General features: G+C 44.1%; 14 protein-coding genes. 1 reads left to right on the top strand and 13 read right to left on the bottom strand.

The features are described 5' to 3' along the window. Window position 1: 1 nt before the first annotated feature. Window positions 2-1,003, top strand: a complete 1,002-nt coding sequence (locus ACYQ28_RS01095; RefSeq protein WP_460047454.1) for an agmatine deiminase family protein — start codon at window positions 2-4, stop codon at window positions 1,001-1,003. Between the two features lie 157 nt (window positions 1,004-1,160). Here the strand turns inward: ACYQ28_RS01095 and ACYQ28_RS01090 are convergent, their stop codons facing one another. From ACYQ28_RS01090 to ACYQ28_RS01030, 13 genes are all read right to left on the bottom strand, one after another. After that, complete coding sequence (locus tag ACYQ28_RS01090) at window positions 1,161-2,663, bottom strand: aldehyde dehydrogenase (protein WP_460047453.1); 1,503 nt, start codon at window positions 2,661-2,663, stop codon at window positions 1,161-1,163. Between the two features lie 251 nt (window positions 2,664-2,914). Beyond that, the gene (locus tag ACYQ28_RS01085) at window positions 2,915-3,466 is read right to left on the bottom strand and encodes a cupin domain-containing protein (protein WP_460047452.1); all 552 of its coding nucleotides are present in this window, start codon (window positions 3,464-3,466) and stop codon (window positions 2,915-2,917) included. Window positions 3,467-3,896: 430 nt separating this feature from the next. Then, window positions 3,897-4,655, bottom strand: coding sequence for a glycine-rich domain-containing protein (locus ACYQ28_RS01080; RefSeq protein WP_460047451.1), 759 nt, complete (start codon window positions 4,653-4,655; stop codon window positions 3,897-3,899). 584 nt (window positions 4,656-5,239) lie between these two features. Next, a complete protein-coding gene (locus ACYQ28_RS01075) occupies window positions 5,240-6,532 on the bottom strand; it encodes an adenylosuccinate synthase (protein WP_460047450.1) in 1,293 nt (430 codons plus the stop codon). 42 nt (window positions 6,533-6,574) lie between these two features. Further along, entirely contained in the window at window positions 6,575-7,753 is a 1,179-nt protein-coding gene (locus ACYQ28_RS01070) for an ATP phosphoribosyltransferase regulatory subunit (protein ID WP_460047449.1), read from the bottom strand. Window positions 7,754-7,798: 45 nt separating this feature from the next. Then, the gene (locus ACYQ28_RS01065; protein ID WP_460047447.1) at window positions 7,799-7,987 is read right to left on the bottom strand and encodes a DUF2065 domain-containing protein; all 189 of its coding nucleotides are present in this window, start codon (window positions 7,985-7,987) and stop codon (window positions 7,799-7,801) included. 186 nt (window positions 7,988-8,173) lie between these two features. Continuing rightward, the gene (hflC, locus tag ACYQ28_RS01060; protein WP_460047446.1) at window positions 8,174-9,055 is read right to left on the bottom strand and encodes a protease modulator HflC; all 882 of its coding nucleotides are present in this window, start codon (window positions 9,053-9,055) and stop codon (window positions 8,174-8,176) included. Beyond that, complete coding sequence (gene hflK / locus ACYQ28_RS01055; protein ID WP_460047445.1) at window positions 9,055-10,206, bottom strand: FtsH protease activity modulator HflK; 1,152 nt, start codon at window positions 10,204-10,206, stop codon at window positions 9,055-9,057. Before hflK ends, hflC begins: the two co-directional genes overlap by 1 nt. Window positions 10,207-10,388: 182 nt before the next feature. Then, window positions 10,389-11,681, bottom strand: coding sequence for a ribosome rescue GTPase HflX (gene hflX, locus ACYQ28_RS01050; protein WP_460047444.1), 1,293 nt, complete (start codon window positions 11,679-11,681; stop codon window positions 10,389-10,391). A 49-nt stretch (window positions 11,682-11,730) separates the two neighbouring features. Next, window positions 11,731-11,991 carry an RNA chaperone Hfq gene (gene hfq, locus ACYQ28_RS01045; protein WP_460047443.1) on the bottom strand — a complete coding sequence of 87 codons (261 nt, stop codon included), beginning with the start codon at window positions 11,989-11,991 and terminating at the stop codon, window positions 11,731-11,733. Between the two features lie 137 nt (window positions 11,992-12,128). Continuing rightward, window positions 12,129-13,115: a tRNA (adenosine(37)-N6)-dimethylallyltransferase MiaA gene (miaA, locus tag ACYQ28_RS01040; RefSeq protein ID WP_460047441.1), complete on the bottom strand. Its 987-nt coding sequence runs from the start codon at window positions 13,113-13,115 to the stop codon at window positions 12,129-12,131. Between the two features lie 3 nt (window positions 13,116-13,118). Beyond that, the gene (mutL, locus tag ACYQ28_RS01035) at window positions 13,119-15,059 is read right to left on the bottom strand and encodes a DNA mismatch repair endonuclease MutL (protein ID WP_460047440.1); all 1,941 of its coding nucleotides are present in this window, start codon (window positions 15,057-15,059) and stop codon (window positions 13,119-13,121) included. 3 nt (window positions 15,060-15,062) lie between these two features. Beyond that, window positions 15,063-16,412 (bottom strand): N-acetylmuramoyl-L-alanine amidase, encoded by a 1,350-nt coding sequence (locus tag ACYQ28_RS01030; RefSeq protein WP_460047439.1) that lies wholly within the window; start codon window positions 16,410-16,412, stop codon window positions 15,063-15,065. Window positions 16,413-16,420: the final 8 nt, after the last annotated feature.

Below are 16,420 nucleotides of genomic sequence, written 5' to 3'. Positions count from 1 at the left end.
CATGACTCAAACAAACAATATTTGGTTCCCGCCCGAATGGTACACACACGAACGCTGCTGGATGGCTTGGCCATGCTTTAAAGAGTTATGGCAAGAGCACTTCACAGACGCAAAATATACTTACGCAAATATCGCCAATACTATCTCACATTTTGAATCGGTAACCATGCTGGTTCATCCAAGCCAAGTAAAAGAAGCGCGTCGATTACTGTCACACAACGTTGAAATTCTTCCCATGGATATCAATGACTCCTGGATGCGCGACACAGGCCCAACCTTTGTTTTTAACAACAAAGAACTACAAGGTATTGATTGGACGTTTAACGGCTGGGGCAAATTTCCCTTTCAACAAGATCAATTTATCGCTCAAAATGTTTTGCGACATTTATCGTTGCACATTATTTCGAGTGATCTTGTCAACGAAGGCGGTGCCATTCATACCGACGGCGAAGGCACATTAATGGTTACCAAAAATGTGCAGCTGAATAAAAATCGTAATCCAAACTTGTCGCAACAAGACGTTGAAGAAAAATTAAAAGCAGCGACCGGCTGTGAAAAAATTATTTGGTTTGATTACGGATTAACAGACGATCACACCGATGGCCATGTCGATCAATTCGCATGTTTTGTGGCACCACAAAAAATAGTGGTACTCGACAGCGAAGATCCCACAGACAGTAATTACTCGCGTTTAAAATCTCATATCGAGCAATTGCGTAATGAAACCGACGCTAAAGGAAGACCGTTAGAAGTCGTTAGTATTCAACAACCCAGTTGTGAGCTAGAAGATAACGCTCGCCTTGGAAAATCCTACATTAACTTCTATATTGCAAATGGCGGCGTCATTATGCCCTCTTACGGTGAACCCGAAGCAGACCAAGCAGCCTTCGATGTTTTGCAAAATTGCTTTACCGATCGCCAAGTGGTGCAAGTCGATTGTCGAACTCTCGTTCGTGGCGGTGGTAATATTCACTGTATTACACAACAACAGCCAAAGGCTTAATTTTTATTATTTGCGAAAGATTATAAAGCCATAATTTATTCGACTTATTTTTCTGCTCAGTATAAAAAAACCAAGCAATATTGCTTGGTTTTTTTTATTTGAAGAGCCCGATTTATTAAAACTTACAAAATCAAAAAACTATTTATGTTCGCGACAATTAATAATCCAAATTCATCCAAGTGGCTTTTAGCTCGGTATATTTTTCTAATGCGTGCAATGATTTATCTCGGCCGTTACCGGATTGTTTAAAGCCACCAAAAGGTGCCGTCATGTCACCGGCATCGTAATAGTTTACCCATACCGAACCCGCTCGTAATTTACGAGATACTCGATGCGCGCGCGCCAAGTCGGTTGTCCATAATGCTGCGGCAAGTCCGTAGTCGGTATCGTTAGCGATGGCGATGGCTTCTTCTTCGGTATCAAAACCAATTACCGACAATACCGGCCCAAAGATTTCTTCTTGGGCGATGGTCATTTTGTTATCCACGTTATCAAACACGGTGGGTTCAATATAAAAACCGCCGGTTTTTTCAAGCGCTTGCACACCACCACAAGAAAGTGTCGCGCCACCGGATTTACCCGTTTCGATGTAACTCAAAACTCGTTGCATTTGCGCCTTATCAACCATGGCGCCAAGGCTTGTCTCCGGATCGAGCGGGTCGCCGGGTTGCATGGTTTTAGCAGCATTAATCACTTTTTCAACAAACTCTTTTTTAATGGAGTTATGCACCAATAATCGAGAACCGGCAGTACAAACTTCACCTTGATTAAAAAATATGCCCACAGCACTGGCTTTTGCTGCGGTATCTAAATCGGGCGCATCCGGAAAAACGATGTTCGGGCTCTTGCCGCCGCACTCAACAAAGGTACGTTTCATATTGCTTTGTGCACCCAGTGCAAGCAGATGCTTACCAACCGCGGTTGATCCGGTAAAGACCAAGCCATCGATATCCATATGCGTTGCTAAAGGTTCACCCGCGTCTTTGCCAAAGCCGGTAATTACATTAAATACGCCAGCAGGAATACCTGCCTCTAAGGCAAGCTCACCCAGTTTTAACGCGGTAAGAGGTGATTTTTCTGAAGGTTTTAAGATTACGCTGTTGCCTGTGGCCAGAGCTGGGCCAATTTTCCAAGCCGCCATAATGAGTGGAAAATTCCACGGCACAATAGCCGCAACGACACCTAAGGGATCGCGAGTTACCAAACCCAATTCTTTCGGGCTAGTGGGAGCTACTTCATCGTAGATCTTATCGACGGCTTCAGCATTCCAGCGAATACAACGCACCGTTGCAGGAATATCCACCGCTAAAGAATCGCCAATGGGTTTACCCATATCAAGGGTCTCAAGTAACGCTAACTCGTCGCCGTGTTTTTGTATGAGATCGGCAAATTTCAATAATTTTGATTTACGCACGCCCGGTGGTAATTCCGACCAACAACCCGATTCAAAGGCATTACGAGCAGCGGTTACCGCAAGCTCTACGTCGGCTTGATTACAGGCGGGAATATTGGTTAGCACTCGACCATCAATGGGACTGACACAGGGAAAGGTTTCGCCAGTAACGCTGGATTTAAATTCGCCATTAATAATGATTTGATTAGGAAACTCAGTTCTTTGAGCTTTTTCTTGCCAAAATGCTTTATTTTTAATTTCAGACATGTGATTTACCCGTACTGTTTAGAGCGCTTCTATCGATAGCAAAGGATGACGCTCAATTTGATCAACGGTCAACAAGTGCGACCCAAGGTTATCAGATTAATGTGAACCACTTTAGCACTTGGCTGTGCAACAAAAAAGCAAACCCTGAATAGAATTTGAGATTAATTGACGAAGAAATCTCACGAGAATTGGCAAGCAATTTCACTCAAATAATGAGCGAATCAACACCTGATTAGCATCAATATCGCTTTCTAAAAGGTTGTTGGGGTACTTGCTGAAATGATAATGGCAGGTTCTTCAGTCAAATTGCGAAAACGATGTGGAATTTTAGTTTCAAAGTAATAACCTTCACCGGCCTTTAAAATTCGCACCTTCTCACCAATTGTGATTTCTACTTCGCCGGCAATAATAACTCCGCACTCTTCTCCAGAATGAGCAACCATTTCTATACCGGTATCGGCACCGGGACCAAACACCTCGCGCAGCATAGTCATTTTGCGATTGTTAAAATTGGCCCCAATTAAATAATAATTGAGAAAATTCTGACCGATATCGGGCTGATCATCAATCGAATAAAAATGAGAGCGCTCTATAGGAGCTACGTCTAGGGTAAAAAATTCCGATAGAGTCATCGGAATGCCATCAAGAACTTTTTTTAAGGAAGCTACAGAAGGGCTGACACGATTTTGCTCAATTAAGGAGATTGTACTATTGGTCACACCAACGCGCTTGGCTAACTCGCGCTGAGAGATACCTTTTGCTTTGCGTACGTCACGCAATCGCTCACCCACATCAATTGACATACATAGCTCCTGTGGTGATATTGTTCGTCGCCATCCCTGGGAAATTTGCTACCAATTAATTTGTACACATGAGTTTTTGAAAGTAACACCAACTCAGTAGAGTGTTCGATTATGCCTAAGTTTTGCTAATACTGCTAAGATTTTTAACACACGTTAAGAAAATAAATCACCGATTGTGAGGCAGTTATTTATTCGAACAGTAGTGCTTACTCACTCATTTTAAAAGGACAACAGAACTCGAAATAATCACCAAAACACAATGTTCACCAGCTGTTAATAGGCCTGCTTAAATCCGTTATTTTTATAATGACAAAGCTTAAAAATTATCAGTAATTTAAAAAGGTATTTTTCAAATTATTTCGTCTAAAGGATTCTAAATTGAAGCTTGTACTCGCCGAAACGCCTTAATAACTTTTAAGCAGCAAGACGACTAATCGCCGCCGGAACTGCATGAACTACATGAGCTACAAGAACTACCGGAGTGGCTACTGGAAGAATCGGAGCTGCATCCAAAAGTGTCATTATTATCAAAACTACTGCCACAATCTGACGAACAATTAATCTCTTCAGCGCAATAGCCGTTATTGCCTGCATTGCTATTACTGTCTCGACCGGCGATGGTTGAACACTTCAATTGATGATAAAAACCATCGGGAATTTTTAACCGTGAATCTAGGGCAAAAAGAAAAGGTAATCGACTTGGTGATTTTGGGTTTATCTTTTCACGCAGGCATGCCAATCGCCAAGTTCTTTTAATTCCTGCGGTTGCTGCCTTAGGTGATGTCATCGCTTCTGTTGGCGTATGATGCAGAAATCGACCGAAGGCTTTTTTGCAAAATTGTTCATAATTGCGGGTAAATAAAATAAATTCGTGCCATAAATGATCTACAGCTTGTGATGGCATAGCCAAGCTTTTCTGCTGAGCGGCAATAACCAATTCAAAATAATCACGCAAACCTTGTTCTGCAAGTAAAGTCTGCTGTTGCGTTAAATGCGGATAATTTTGCTGTAATTTATCGTAGATACGTTTTGGAAATTTGTACGTAGTTATATAGGCTAGTCTTTTTTGATAGGTTCTTCTCGACAACCCTTTTTTGATAACCACCGTTAAAACTAATACTAAAACCGTAAAAATACCGATATAAATTACGTTATTGAAATTCGATAAAATTCTTAGTAAAAAATCCATTTAAATAGCCTCCAACAACGAATTATCCAAAACTTCCACCTTTAAAGCTCTACAATTTCTGAATCAAAGAAACTTTTATATTTCAAAAATACAAAATTCTTTGTACTTAATATTCAAAACAAAAAATCAACGAAAAACTGCTGTAACTAAACGCTTCGAAAAATATTTAATAAAAACCTCTGACTGGCTCGTTGATGATTTAATCAGAGAACAGTAACTGATAAAGAGATTATTAACTTATTCATAATTACAATCACTTACAACACTTGAAATTGGTGACACATCCTTGTGTTACTGGAAACTCTAGATTAATCAAAATTGCTAGTATTTAAGTTTCTAGAATGAACTCTATTAATAGACAAATCTCAGGCATATTTAGATTATAAGTAATCAATCGATTAAAACAGGTTATTAACGTTGTTTATGCGTTAAGTTTTGTGGATTTTTATCTGATTTAAATTAGAAATAATTCTATGCCTAAACGCATAGTGAAGATTTTTAATAATTACTCCCACAGCCATAAACCGGCCATAAAAAAACCGGCTTACGCCGGTTTTTCGTATTGTTATCGTTTTGAACAATATTTATTCAAAAGGATGTCTTTTGATAATGGTTTCAACACGATCCGGCCCAGTTGAAATAATATCAACCGTCGTGCCGGTAAGCTCTTCTAAACGCGCAATGTAGTTCAGTGCTGCTTGAGGGAGTTCTTCGACAGTTTTTGCACCAAAGGTCGTTTCGCTCCAACCGGGCATTTCTTCGTAAACGGGTTTTACGTTTTCCCAGCCTTTGGCATCAAACGGAATACCAATTTCCTTGCCGTTTGCATCTTGGTAGCCCACACAGATTTTAACGGTTTCTAAGCCATCAAGCACATCAAGCTTAGTGAGGCAAATACCAGAAATTGAGTTGATGCGAATCGCGTGTTTAACCGCTACGGCGTCGAACCAGCCGGTGCGACGTTTACGACCGGTAGTAGCACCAAATTCATGGCCTTTGGTGCCAAGATGCTCGCCAATTTCACAGCTCAGCTCCGTTGGGAACGGGCCCGAACCTACACGAGTGGTGTAGGCTTTGGTGATACCTAGAATATAGTCGAGGTAACGGGGACCAAATCCAGAACCTGTTGCAGTACCGCCGGCGGTGGTATTTGAAGAGGTTACGAACGGATAGGTACCATGGTCGATGTCGAGTAATGAGCCTTGAGCACCTTCAAACAAGATGTTTTCGTTATTTTCACGCGCAACGTGCAGCATATCGGTAACATCAGCCACCATTGGTTTCAACTGCTCAGCCCAATCTTTGGCTTTCATGAGCGTATCTTCAAAGGAGATTGGCTCAACCTTGAAATAATTCTCAAGCGTGAAGTTGTGGTATTCCAGAACGGTTTTTAATTTATCGGCAAAGGTTTCCATATCCAGAAGATCGCCAAGACGTAGACCTCGACGAGCAACTTTATCTTCGTAGGCAGGGCCAATACCACGGCCGGTAGTGCCAATTTTGTCGGCGCCACGAGCGATTTCGCGAGCTTGGTCAAGTGCGGCGTGAAATGGAAGAATTAACGGACAAGCCGGAGACAGCAATAGACGCTCGCGTACAGGAACACCTTTCGCTTCTAGCTCAGAAATTTCTTTCAGTAGCGCCTCAGGAGATAAAACAACACCGTTACCAATCAAACACTTAACGCCTTCACGCAAGATACCCGAAGGGATTAAGTGCAAAACGGTGGTTTTACCGTCGATTACGAGGGTATGGCCAGCATTGTGACCACCTTGAAATCGTGCAACCAAAGCGACTTGTTCGGTAAGTAAATCTACGATTTTACCCTTACCTTCGTCGCCCCACTGGGTTCCTAGAATAACTACATTTTTTCCCATGGCTTGCCTTTGTACTCTATAAAAAAGTGAAAATAACGAGTTTTACCGAGTCGTTTTGACTTGGTATTGATTGTTTTCGAAAACGATCGAATCCTGACACGAACTATCTGGACGATCATTTTCATCTAAAGCAGTAACAACTTTACGACCTTCAGCTCGCAGCCTTTGTACAAATTGCCACTGCTGTGGGTCTTCTGAATAAGGCGCCCAAACTGCAATATCGCTACAATCGGTGAGCTGCATCATTTGGTATACCGTCGTTAGATCGATAGTAAAACCAATGGCCGGACGCGCACGTCCAAACACTTTTCCAATGTCGTCGTAGCGACCACCGCGAGCAATGGCATCACCAAAACCTTTAGCAAAGGCCGCAAAAACAATACCTGTGTGATAGTGATAGCCTCGAACTTCGCTCAGATCAAAGTAAAGATTGACTAACGAAAAGCGCTGTTTAACAACTTTCGCAATTTGCTCAAGCTCCGCCAATGCAGCCTCAATTTCTACAAATTGACCGCCAAAAAGTCGGCGAGCTTTTGCAAAAACTTCTTCACCACCGGCCAAATTGGGCAGCGCCATCAACCACTGTTGATGCTGCGGATCTTCAATATTGGCTGTCACCCAGGAGTTAATTTCGGTAACAGCTTTCTTTTGCAACAACTCAAAAAAGTGCGCTTCATCGAGCTCAGAAATACCACAAGCCTTAACGATGGCTCGATAAATTGCCACATGACCTAAATCGATATTCAGCTCTGGCATTTGAAGCAGTTGCAGAGATTCGAGCAGTAAACTCACAACTTCAATGTCTGAACCCAGTGTCGACGATCCAAAAAGCTCAACACCCACCTGAATAGGTGAACGTGTTGCTAATGCGGTCTTGGGTTTGGTGTGCAACACATGACCGCTGTAACACAGGCGGCTCACGCCCTCCCGTTTAAAGCTGTGTGCATCCATGCGTGCAATTTGTGGCGTAATATCGGCTCGAACACCCAACATGCGGCCGCTGAGCTGATCAGTTAAACGGAAGGTCAACAGATCAATGTCTTTGCCCAAGCCAATCAACAACGAATCGGTGTATTCGATCATCGGTGGGATGACCAACTCGTATCCCCAATTTCGGTAAAGGTCGATAAGCTTGCGACGAGATAATTCTATATTGTTGGCCGATTCGGGCAGAATTTCATCCACACCTTCGGGTAAAAGCCAACGATCTTCGTAATTCATAACAAATTCCGTGTACACACTGTCGAAAGAACCAAAAACAACCAATCAATGTGACAACAAATAGAGGACAGCAACACCGAACAGCATGCTTGCCAACCCTAATAAACGCAGTTGCCGATCGGGAACCTGCGCCATAATCACCATCATAGCGCGCCAGCGTTTGGGAGATGCAAAAGGTAATAGGCCTTCAATGATTAACACCAAACACAGCGCTTTTAAAATCAATATGTCCAAGTCAAACGCACTCCAAGCACAATAAACAGCGCAAAACGAGCACACCTGTTTTTGGTATGTCGATCTAAGTATACGCTCACGTCAGTTATTGACCGGCTTTAGAGCACATTGAGTAACGTGCAGACACAAAAAAACCGGGCTGCGCACCCGGTTTGTCAGATTTTACCACGTAAAAACGAGGTTTGTTTAGTTTTTATCTGATCCTTTTGGATTGTTTAGATAACGAAAGAACTCGCTTTCGGGATCAACAATCAATAAGTCACCGCCATTCTTAAAGGTTTCTTTATAGGCATTAAGACTTCTTAGGAAACTGTAAAACTCTGGATCTTGGTTGTAGGCTTCAGCGTAAATAGCCGCAGCGCTCGCATCACCTTCACCGCGAAGATATTCCGCCGCACGATACGCTTCTGCTTCAATAACCGCCTGCTGGCGATCCGCGTCTGCCTTAATGAACTCAGCCTGCTCGTTACCCACAGCACGATGCTCACGAGCTTCGCGCTCACGCTCGGAAGTCATACGACGGAATACCGATTCGCTCACGTCTTCAGGTAGTTCGATACGCTTAACGCGAACATCAACGATTTCGATACCCAAACTGGTGGTCGTAAACTCGTTTAGAGCAGTCGTTAGATCATTCATCAATTGATCGCGTTCACCAGAAACCACCTCTAACAAACTTCGTTGTGCGATTTGGTTACGTAAACCTTCGTTAATACGTTGAGACAGTAGAGTTTCGGCACGGCTTTCATCACCATTGGTGGATGTGTAGTAAACACTTACATCGCGTATGCGCCACTTAGCAAAAGAATCAACGACCATACCTTTCTTCTCAATGGTCAAGAAACGTTCTGGACGAGCGTCAAAGGTAAGAACACGAGCATCAAACTTACGAACCTGATCGGCCAGTGGAATCTTGAAATGCAAACCGGGTTTTAAGTCTGTACTTTCAAGAGCACCAAAGCGCAGTAATACGGCTCTTTCGGTTTCTTTGATGATGTAAACGCTGTTAATAGACAACAACCCTACAATAAAAATGACGACTAAGGTCAAGAGACTTTTCGGGCTCATTATCGACCTCCTCGAGTTGTACGGTTGTTTAGATTTTCTCGACGAACTTCGTCCATAACGCTGTCTCGAATTTGTCGAATAACGTCAGGAGATATTTGCTGTGTACGATTTACGTTTGACTTCGATTGATCAATGATCTTATCGAGTGGTAAATACATCATGTTATTACCACCATCAACATCAACAAGAACCTTAGAGGTATTTGATAAAACCTCTTGAATAGATTCGATGTAAAGACGTTCGCGCGTAACTTCTGGAGCTTTGACGTACTCGGTCAAAAGGTTTTTAAAGCGCGTAGCCTCACCTTCAGCCACTGCAACAATACGCTCTTTATAGGCATTAGCTTCTTCAATGGTGCGTTGTGCGCGACCACGAGCCTTTGGAATAATATCGTTAGCATAAGCCTTGGCTTCGTTTTTCAAACGCTCCTCGTCTTCACGAGCGCGGTTTACGTCATCAAACGCGGCTTGAACTTCTTTAGGGGGTGATGATTCTTCGACGTTGACCTTATCCACCAAAATACCCGTGGTGTAAGCATCAAGGTATTGCTGTAGGCGAGCTTGAACATCAACGGCGATGGCTTCACGACCTTCTGTAAGCACTTCATGCATCACGCTCGAACCCACCACATGGCGCAATGCAGATTCAGTCGCTTGCTTTAAGCTTAATTCAGGGTCACGGACATTTAATACAAAGTCGCGTGCGTCATTGATTACATATTGAACAGAAAGATTAATGTCGACGATATTTAAATCTTCGGTCAACATTGAGCCTTTGCTTTCATGGAAGCGCTTTCGAGTAACGTTGATCAGGGTAACCTCATCAACTAACGGTGGATTCCAGCGAAGACCAGGGCCTTTGGTATCATGAAATACGCCAAATCGTAAGATAACGGCTTTTTCTTGTTCGTTAACCTGATAAATACCGCCTGCGGCATAAACCAAAATGGCGATAACGATGATCAAAGCGACTGGAATTTTCGGTAGACTTGCGCCACCACCATTTCCAGAGCCTGATTTTTTGCCTCCAAAAACTCCATTGAGTTTTTCCTGAAATTTTTTCAGGGCTTCATCCAAGTCGGGCGGTCCGTCACCACCGCGCTTGCCACCCCAAGGGTCTTGGTTATTCCCACCCGGTTCGTTCCAGGCCATATGAGCTCTCCGTTATTTTTTAAAGCGACACTTATGTAAAACTTTTTATTGTCGTCATGCAAGCACAGTGTCTTAGCATCATGCTCAGCCATTTTAGCAAGGCAATTACTTTGATTTAAACTTCATGCCCTACAATGTGAATGCATTTACCTTCTTTAGAGGTATTTAAGACTTTCAAACACCTAATTTGCCCAGCGTAATTCAGCCCAATTACAGTTACTTTGACTCAGAAGCCGCATTAAGTCAGGTTTAGGAATACGCAAATGCACTTCGCTTCCGCCATTTTCAGAAAAATTTTCACTGATCACAGCGTGTTGCTCATAGAGTTTGGATCTGAGCGAGGCTTGCATGGGTGTCAAACACAGAGTGCCATCGATCAAATCGGTTGCTAGGCGTTCGGACAGTACCTGCTCCAGCAAATTTGCCCCTTCACCGGTCTGGGCAGATAGCCAAACCGCAACCGGCACGCCCAAATCGTCACGGTCAACGCGAGCAATCGCGTTTTCCATTAAATCGATTTTGTTATAAACCTTAATACAGGGTACTTCATTAGCACCAATTTCGGCGAGAACACTGTGCACTTCAGCAATATTGCGCTCACGCTCAGGATCGGCAGCATCTATGACATGCAGTAATAAATCAGCATTTGCTGCTTCTTCTAGGGTAGCTCGAAAAGCTTCTACTAACCGGTGCGGCAAATTACTGATAAAACCCACAGTGTCGGCCAACACACATAAACCCACATCAGCAAGTTCAAGACGTCGCATGGTTGGATCAAGTGTTGCGAATAGCTGATCTTTTGCATAAACGTCAGAGTTGGTGAGACGGTTAAACAACGTCGATTTACCCGCGTTGGTATAACCTACTAATGAAACGGTAGGAACGCTGTTGCGTAAACGCGCTCTACGTCCGTGCTCACGAGTTTTTCTTACCTTTTCTAAACGAGCCTTAATGGCTTTGATACGTGCGCGCAGTAAACGTCGATCAGTTTCGAGCTGAGTTTCACCAGGGCCGCGAAGACCGATACCACCCTTTTGTCGCTCAAGGTGCGTCCAACCTCGAATCAGCCGGGTCGACATGTGTTCAAGCTGAGCTAGCTCAACTTGTAATTTACCTTCGTGGGTGCGAGCACGCTGAGCGAAGATGTCTAATATTAAGCCGGTTCTATCGAGTACTCGACATTCGAGAACCTTTTCAAGATTGCGTTCTTGGCTTGGCGACAACGAATGGTTGAAAATAACTAACTCAACGTTGTTGCTAGAAACAATCTCGGCCAGCTCTTCCAGTTTTCCAGAACCCATATAATAGCGGGGATCTGGACTGTCGCGAGTACCAGTAATTAACGTCAAAGGATCAGCACCAGCGGATAGCGCAAGTTCTTCAAATTCGCGGGGATCGTTGGATTCGTCGTGATGATGGAGTTGCAGGTGAACCAGAACCGCTAATTCACCTGATTTAGGACGTTCAAAAAACAAAGAAGTGAAAACCTCTAAGAGAATCTAACTGCAAATGCAGCAAATGTTTTTAAGTTTCTTCGATCTCAGCACCTTCAGCGCCAGTTGGGTTCAACATTGGCACTCGAACAGCGCGAGAAGGAACAATAGTAGAAATTGCGTGTTTGTAGACCATTTGGCTAACGGTGTTTTTTAACAACACAACAAATTGATCGAAAGACTCAACTTGGCCTTGAAGTTTGATGCCGTTGACAAGGTAAATTGAAACTGGAATACGCTCTTTTCGCAAAACGTTGAGATAAGGGTCTTGTAGGCTATGCCCTTTTGACATAATTATTCTCCTAAAAAGTAATCAATAAATGTAGCCAATTTAAGCAACCAAGATATCAAGAGCGATTCGCGATAATTACCTTGGTGTTAATACAAATTGGTTACTAAGGTTGCAACCGGCACGGTATCACTATGCCATTATATGGCGAACTGATCTAAAATTCTCAAGGCTTTAAAGAGAATTTGTTCATCATTTAAGTTTTCGCCACTCTCTTCTTGTGTATAAAGCCAGTATAGCGGGTCTTTCCATCCACGTAGCCAAGTCAATTGCCGCTTCGCCAATTGGCGAGTAGCAATTATGGCTTTCTCAGTAGCATCATCTAGAGAACACTCGCCGGCGCAGTAGTTCCAAAATTGCCGATAACCTACTGCTCTGATGGCTGGAAGTTTTTCATTTAGATCGCCACGACGAAACAGTTTTTCCACTTCTTCAACAAATCCGTGAGCAACCATTTGTCGAAGCCGCTGTTCAATTCGCTGATGCAATGTTGCCCGTTGTTTAGGACAAATAGCCAATTGAATAATTTGATAATTTAGTAGAAAAGAATTCTCTTTAGGTTGCACGGCCCGAAGCTGTGACATGGTTTTTCCCGAACTTAAATACACCTCGTAAGCTCGGCTTAATCGCTGCGAATGATTGGGATGAATTTCAGCGGCTGTTTGCGGATCAACTTCTGCAAGTCGCCTGTGAATTTCCGTCCAACCTAATTCCTGAGCAACTGACTCTATTTGCGCACGAATCTGTTCATCTGCCTCAGGCATTTGCGCTAAACCATCAAGGAACGCTCGAAAATACATCATAGTGCCACCGGCAAGCACGGGTATTTTTCCACGCCCGGTTATTTCTACCACAGTTTTTTGGACTTGGTCACAAAAATCTGCTGCACTAAAAGATTCCGACGGATCGCATATATCGATTAAGTGGTGAGGCACTGCCTCTCGCTCTTCTTTTGTGGGTTTTGCAGAACCGATATCTAGGCCACGATAAACAAGAGCCGAATCGACACTGATAATTTCGATCGGAAAATAACGCGCTAAATTAATGGCTAAGGAAGTTTTTCCAGAAGCGGTTGGCCCCATTAAAAATATCAGCGTGTTTGGGGCAAGTTGAAAATCGTTCGACATAAATTATTGGCCGCGCAAAAATAATTTATCGAGCTCGGACAAGCTCATTTGCGTCCAGGTTGGTCGGCCATGATTACACTGCCCACTGCGCTCGGTAATTTCCATATCGCGCAGAAGGGCATTCATTTCGGCAATGGTTAATTTCCGATTGGCGCGCACCGAGCCATGGCAAGCCATGGTTCCTAAAATCTCGTTAATATGTTCGCGAATACGTTGACTGTCACCGTAGGTTTTTAAATCAGCCAAAACATCTCTTACCAGCTGCTCTACGTTAGCTCTTTGTAACAGCACCGGCACCTGACGAATTAAAAGTGTTTCCGGCCCTGCGCGCTGAATGTCAAATCCGAGCTTAGAAAATATTTCGGGATTCGACTCTGCAATTTCGGCTTCTCGATCACTTACAGCAATGGAAGTAGGAACCAACAAAGGTTGTGCCTGAATACCGTTTTCTTGCTGATCCAACGCGGCTTTCATTCGCTCGTAGGTAATTCGCTCGTGGGCCGCATGCATATCAACGACGATCAAACCTTGCGCATTTTCGGCAAGAATATAAATACCTTTTAGTTGTGCAATCGCGTAACCCAACGGCGGAACCAGTTCGTCACTCGCGGTTTCGAGCGAATGATTTATAGCACCGGTAGAACTTTGATTATCGGAAGATGTTGCCAAACTTCCGTAAGCCGCGATTTTTTCTTCGACAGAAGACTTGCTGTCGCTGCGATTAAAATGCGAACTATGAGAACTTAAATTTGGCGAAAACAAGGAGCGCACAACCGATTTGTCATCGGCCGATGTATCCGAAAAGCCTAAACTTCTCGGCTGAACAGGCTCGCGCTGGGACGTTAAGGACAAATAGTTCTGCCCTGCAAAACTGCCGTCTTGAATCACCGCTGGCTCGTCGGCGCCATTAGTGGATTCCGATGATTGCTGTAAGCGATGTTCCGGGCGAACCTCTGCCAAAGCATGGTGCAAACTGCTGTATAAAAAATTATGGACTGTTCTGCCATCGCGAAATCGAACTTCGTGCTTGGTTGGATGCACATTTACATCAACATTGGCAGGATCTAACTCCAAAAATAATACAAATGCCGGATGACGCCCGTGGTAAAGAACATCTTGATAAGCTTGTCTTACCGCGTGAGAAACCAACTTGTCTTTAATGGCGCGACCATTCACATAAAAATATTGCAGATCCGCTTGGCTGCGCGAGAAGTTTGGTAATGCCACCCACCCCCAAAGCTTCAACCCAGCTCGTTCCATATCGATTTGAACGGCCTGCTCCATAAAGGCAGAGCTGCAAATTTGCGCCACTCGCCGCTCGCGCTCGGCGCCACTTAATGCAGGTCGCCAGGAGTGAATCAAACGGTTGTTATGACGTAAATGAAATCCAACATCGAATCTAGACAAAGCTAAGGTTTTTACAATGTCTTCGATGCGATTAAATTCGGTTTTTTCGGTGCGTAAAAACTTACGTCGTGCGGGCGTATTAAAGAATAAATCTCTGACTTCTACCGATGTCCCTTGCGGATGTGGTGCCGGAGATATCTCGGCCTCCATATCGCGACCTTCGGTTTTTGCCTGCCAGCCCGACTGTTCTCCCGTGTTGCTTGTCAGGGTTAATCGCGCGACAGAGCTGATCGACGCCAATGCCTCGCCACGAAATCCCAAGCTCGCGACAGCTTCCAAATCGTCGAGGTGATAAATTTTACTGGTTGCGTGGCGACTTAAGGCGAGTGGTAGGTCTTCTTTGTCGATTCCACAACCGTCGTCACGAACTCGCAAGAGCTTTACGCCGCCTTGTTCGATATCAATTTGTAATTGCTTTGCACCAGCATCAAGACTGTTTTCAAGGAGTTCTTTTATAACAGAGGCAGGGCGCTCGACAACTTCACCGGCAGCAATTTGGTTGGCTAGGCGCGGTGACAGTAAGCGAATTTTATTCATGAATTATGTAGACGGAATTTTTAATCGTTGACCAACGCGAATGGTGTCATTGCGCAATCCGTTGTGTTGACGAATCGCCGAAACACTGGTGTTGTGCTTACGCGCAATGGTTGAAAGTGTATCACCACTTGCAATGACATACTCTCTTTCGATGCCAGCCTTTTTGTAAGCGACATAGGTACCCGCCGGTGGCGTGCGCTCAAAATAGGTTTTCAAACCCGTAAAAATCTGCTTTGCCATTTTTCGGCGATAATTTTTACTGCCCAAATTTTTGGCTTCTTTGGGGTTTGAAATAAAACCGGTTTCAACCAAGATGGAAGGCACATCGGGTGATTTCAACACTGCGAAACCCGCCTGCTCGACACTCGATTTATGCAATCGAGCGACCTTACCCATAGAATGCAATACATCGTGGCCGACTTCTAAGCTTGAGGTCAGAGTCGCTTTCATAAACAAATCAACAAGCACGCTTTGCACATCGGGGCTTTTGTCTTCCAAATTAACACTGGTGACACCACCAATTAAATCGGCTTCGTTTTCTTGCTGGGCTAGAAAGCGAGCGGTTTCTGAGGTTGCACCGCGTTGCGACAGTGCAAATACCGAAGCACCATTGGCTTGCGCTTTCGTAAAAGCATCCGCGTGAATAGAAACAAATAAATCGGCGCGTTTTTCACGGCCGTAATCGCGTCTTTTCAACAGAGGAATATAGTAATCACCGGTGCGAACCAACTCGGCACGAAAACCGGGTTCTTCATCAATTAATTTCGCCAGTTCCTTGGCTATATCCAGCACTACATGCTTTTCAAGCAAACCGCCGTGACCAATTGCTCCTGGATCTTCACCACCGTGACCGGCATCAATGGCAATTAAAATATCGCGCTGTTGCTCGGTCACTACTGACTCGGCGGTTTTTACGGTAGGAGTCACAGTATCAAAAAGATCGATTACCAAACGATCGGCTTTTCCGGTTTGTCGAGCAAGCGTAAAACTGCGGGGTGTAACCTCGGCGGCAAGATCTAAAACAATGCGTAAATCTTTGCCATCGCGCGACGCTGAGCGCACGGTTTTTATGGGTGTATTACCCAAAGCCAAATCACTAAAATCTGTATTTAATTCGGCATTTGATAAATCGATTACGATACGGTCAGGAGACTGAAGGGTAAACAGGCGATGATCAACAGGTTCACTAAGGTCTAATACCAAACGCGTGCTGTCGGGAGCTCGCCAGAGCCGAACACTATCGATTTGAACCTTGGCAAAGGTCTCACTGGCGCATAACAGCAGCAACCCGAAAATAGCTACGAATCGGAGAAAATGGAGCTTTATTGTCGAGTTTCGTTGTCGCAGCAACATACTTTATT

The organism is Sessilibacter sp. MAH1, from assembly GCF_054658315.1.
Note: the sequence above shows the minus strand (reverse complement) of the source record. Positions and strands in the feature narration are given on the sequence as shown.

What these genes read in the sequence shown, in the direction of transcription:
- ACYQ28_RS01085 (WP_460047452.1), bottom strand. Translation starts at nt 3,466, where the DNA reads ATGTCAATTGATGTGGGTGAGCGATTGCGTGACGTACGCAAAGCAAAA.
- miaA (WP_460047441.1), bottom strand. Translation starts at nt 13,115, where the DNA reads ATGTCGAACGATTTTCAACTTGCCCCAAACACGCTGATATTTTTAATG.
- hflC (WP_460047446.1), bottom strand. Translation starts at nt 9,055, where the DNA reads ATGAGCCCGAAAAGTCTCTTGACCTTAGTCGTCATTTTTATTGTAGGG.
- hflK (WP_460047445.1), bottom strand. Translation starts at nt 10,206, where the DNA reads ATGGCCTGGAACGAACCGGGTGGGAATAACCAAGACCCTTGGGGTGGC.
- ACYQ28_RS01090 (WP_460047453.1), bottom strand. Translation starts at nt 2,663, where the DNA reads ATGTCTGAAATTAAAAATAAAGCATTTTGGCAAGAAAAAGCTCAAAGA.
- ACYQ28_RS01095 (WP_460047454.1), top strand. Translation starts at nt 2, where the DNA reads ATGACTCAAACAAACAATATTTGGTTCCCGCCCGAATGGTACACACAC.
- ACYQ28_RS01075 (WP_460047450.1), bottom strand. Translation starts at nt 6,532, where the DNA reads ATGGGAAAAAATGTAGTTATTCTAGGAACCCAGTGGGGCGACGAAGGT.
- ACYQ28_RS01070 (WP_460047449.1), bottom strand. Translation starts at nt 7,753, where the DNA reads ATGAATTACGAAGATCGTTGGCTTTTACCCGAAGGTGTGGATGAAATT.
- ACYQ28_RS01030 (WP_460047439.1), bottom strand. Translation starts at nt 16,412, where the DNA reads ATGTTGCTGCGACAACGAAACTCGACAATAAAGCTCCATTTTCTCCGA.
- ACYQ28_RS01080 (WP_460047451.1), bottom strand. Translation starts at nt 4,655, where the DNA reads ATGGATTTTTTACTAAGAATTTTATCGAATTTCAATAACGTAATTTAT.
- mutL (WP_460047440.1), bottom strand. Translation starts at nt 15,059, where the DNA reads ATGAATAAAATTCGCTTACTGTCACCGCGCCTAGCCAACCAAATTGCT.
- hfq (WP_460047443.1), bottom strand. Translation starts at nt 11,991, where the DNA reads ATGTCAAAAGGGCATAGCCTACAAGACCCTTATCTCAACGTTTTGCGA.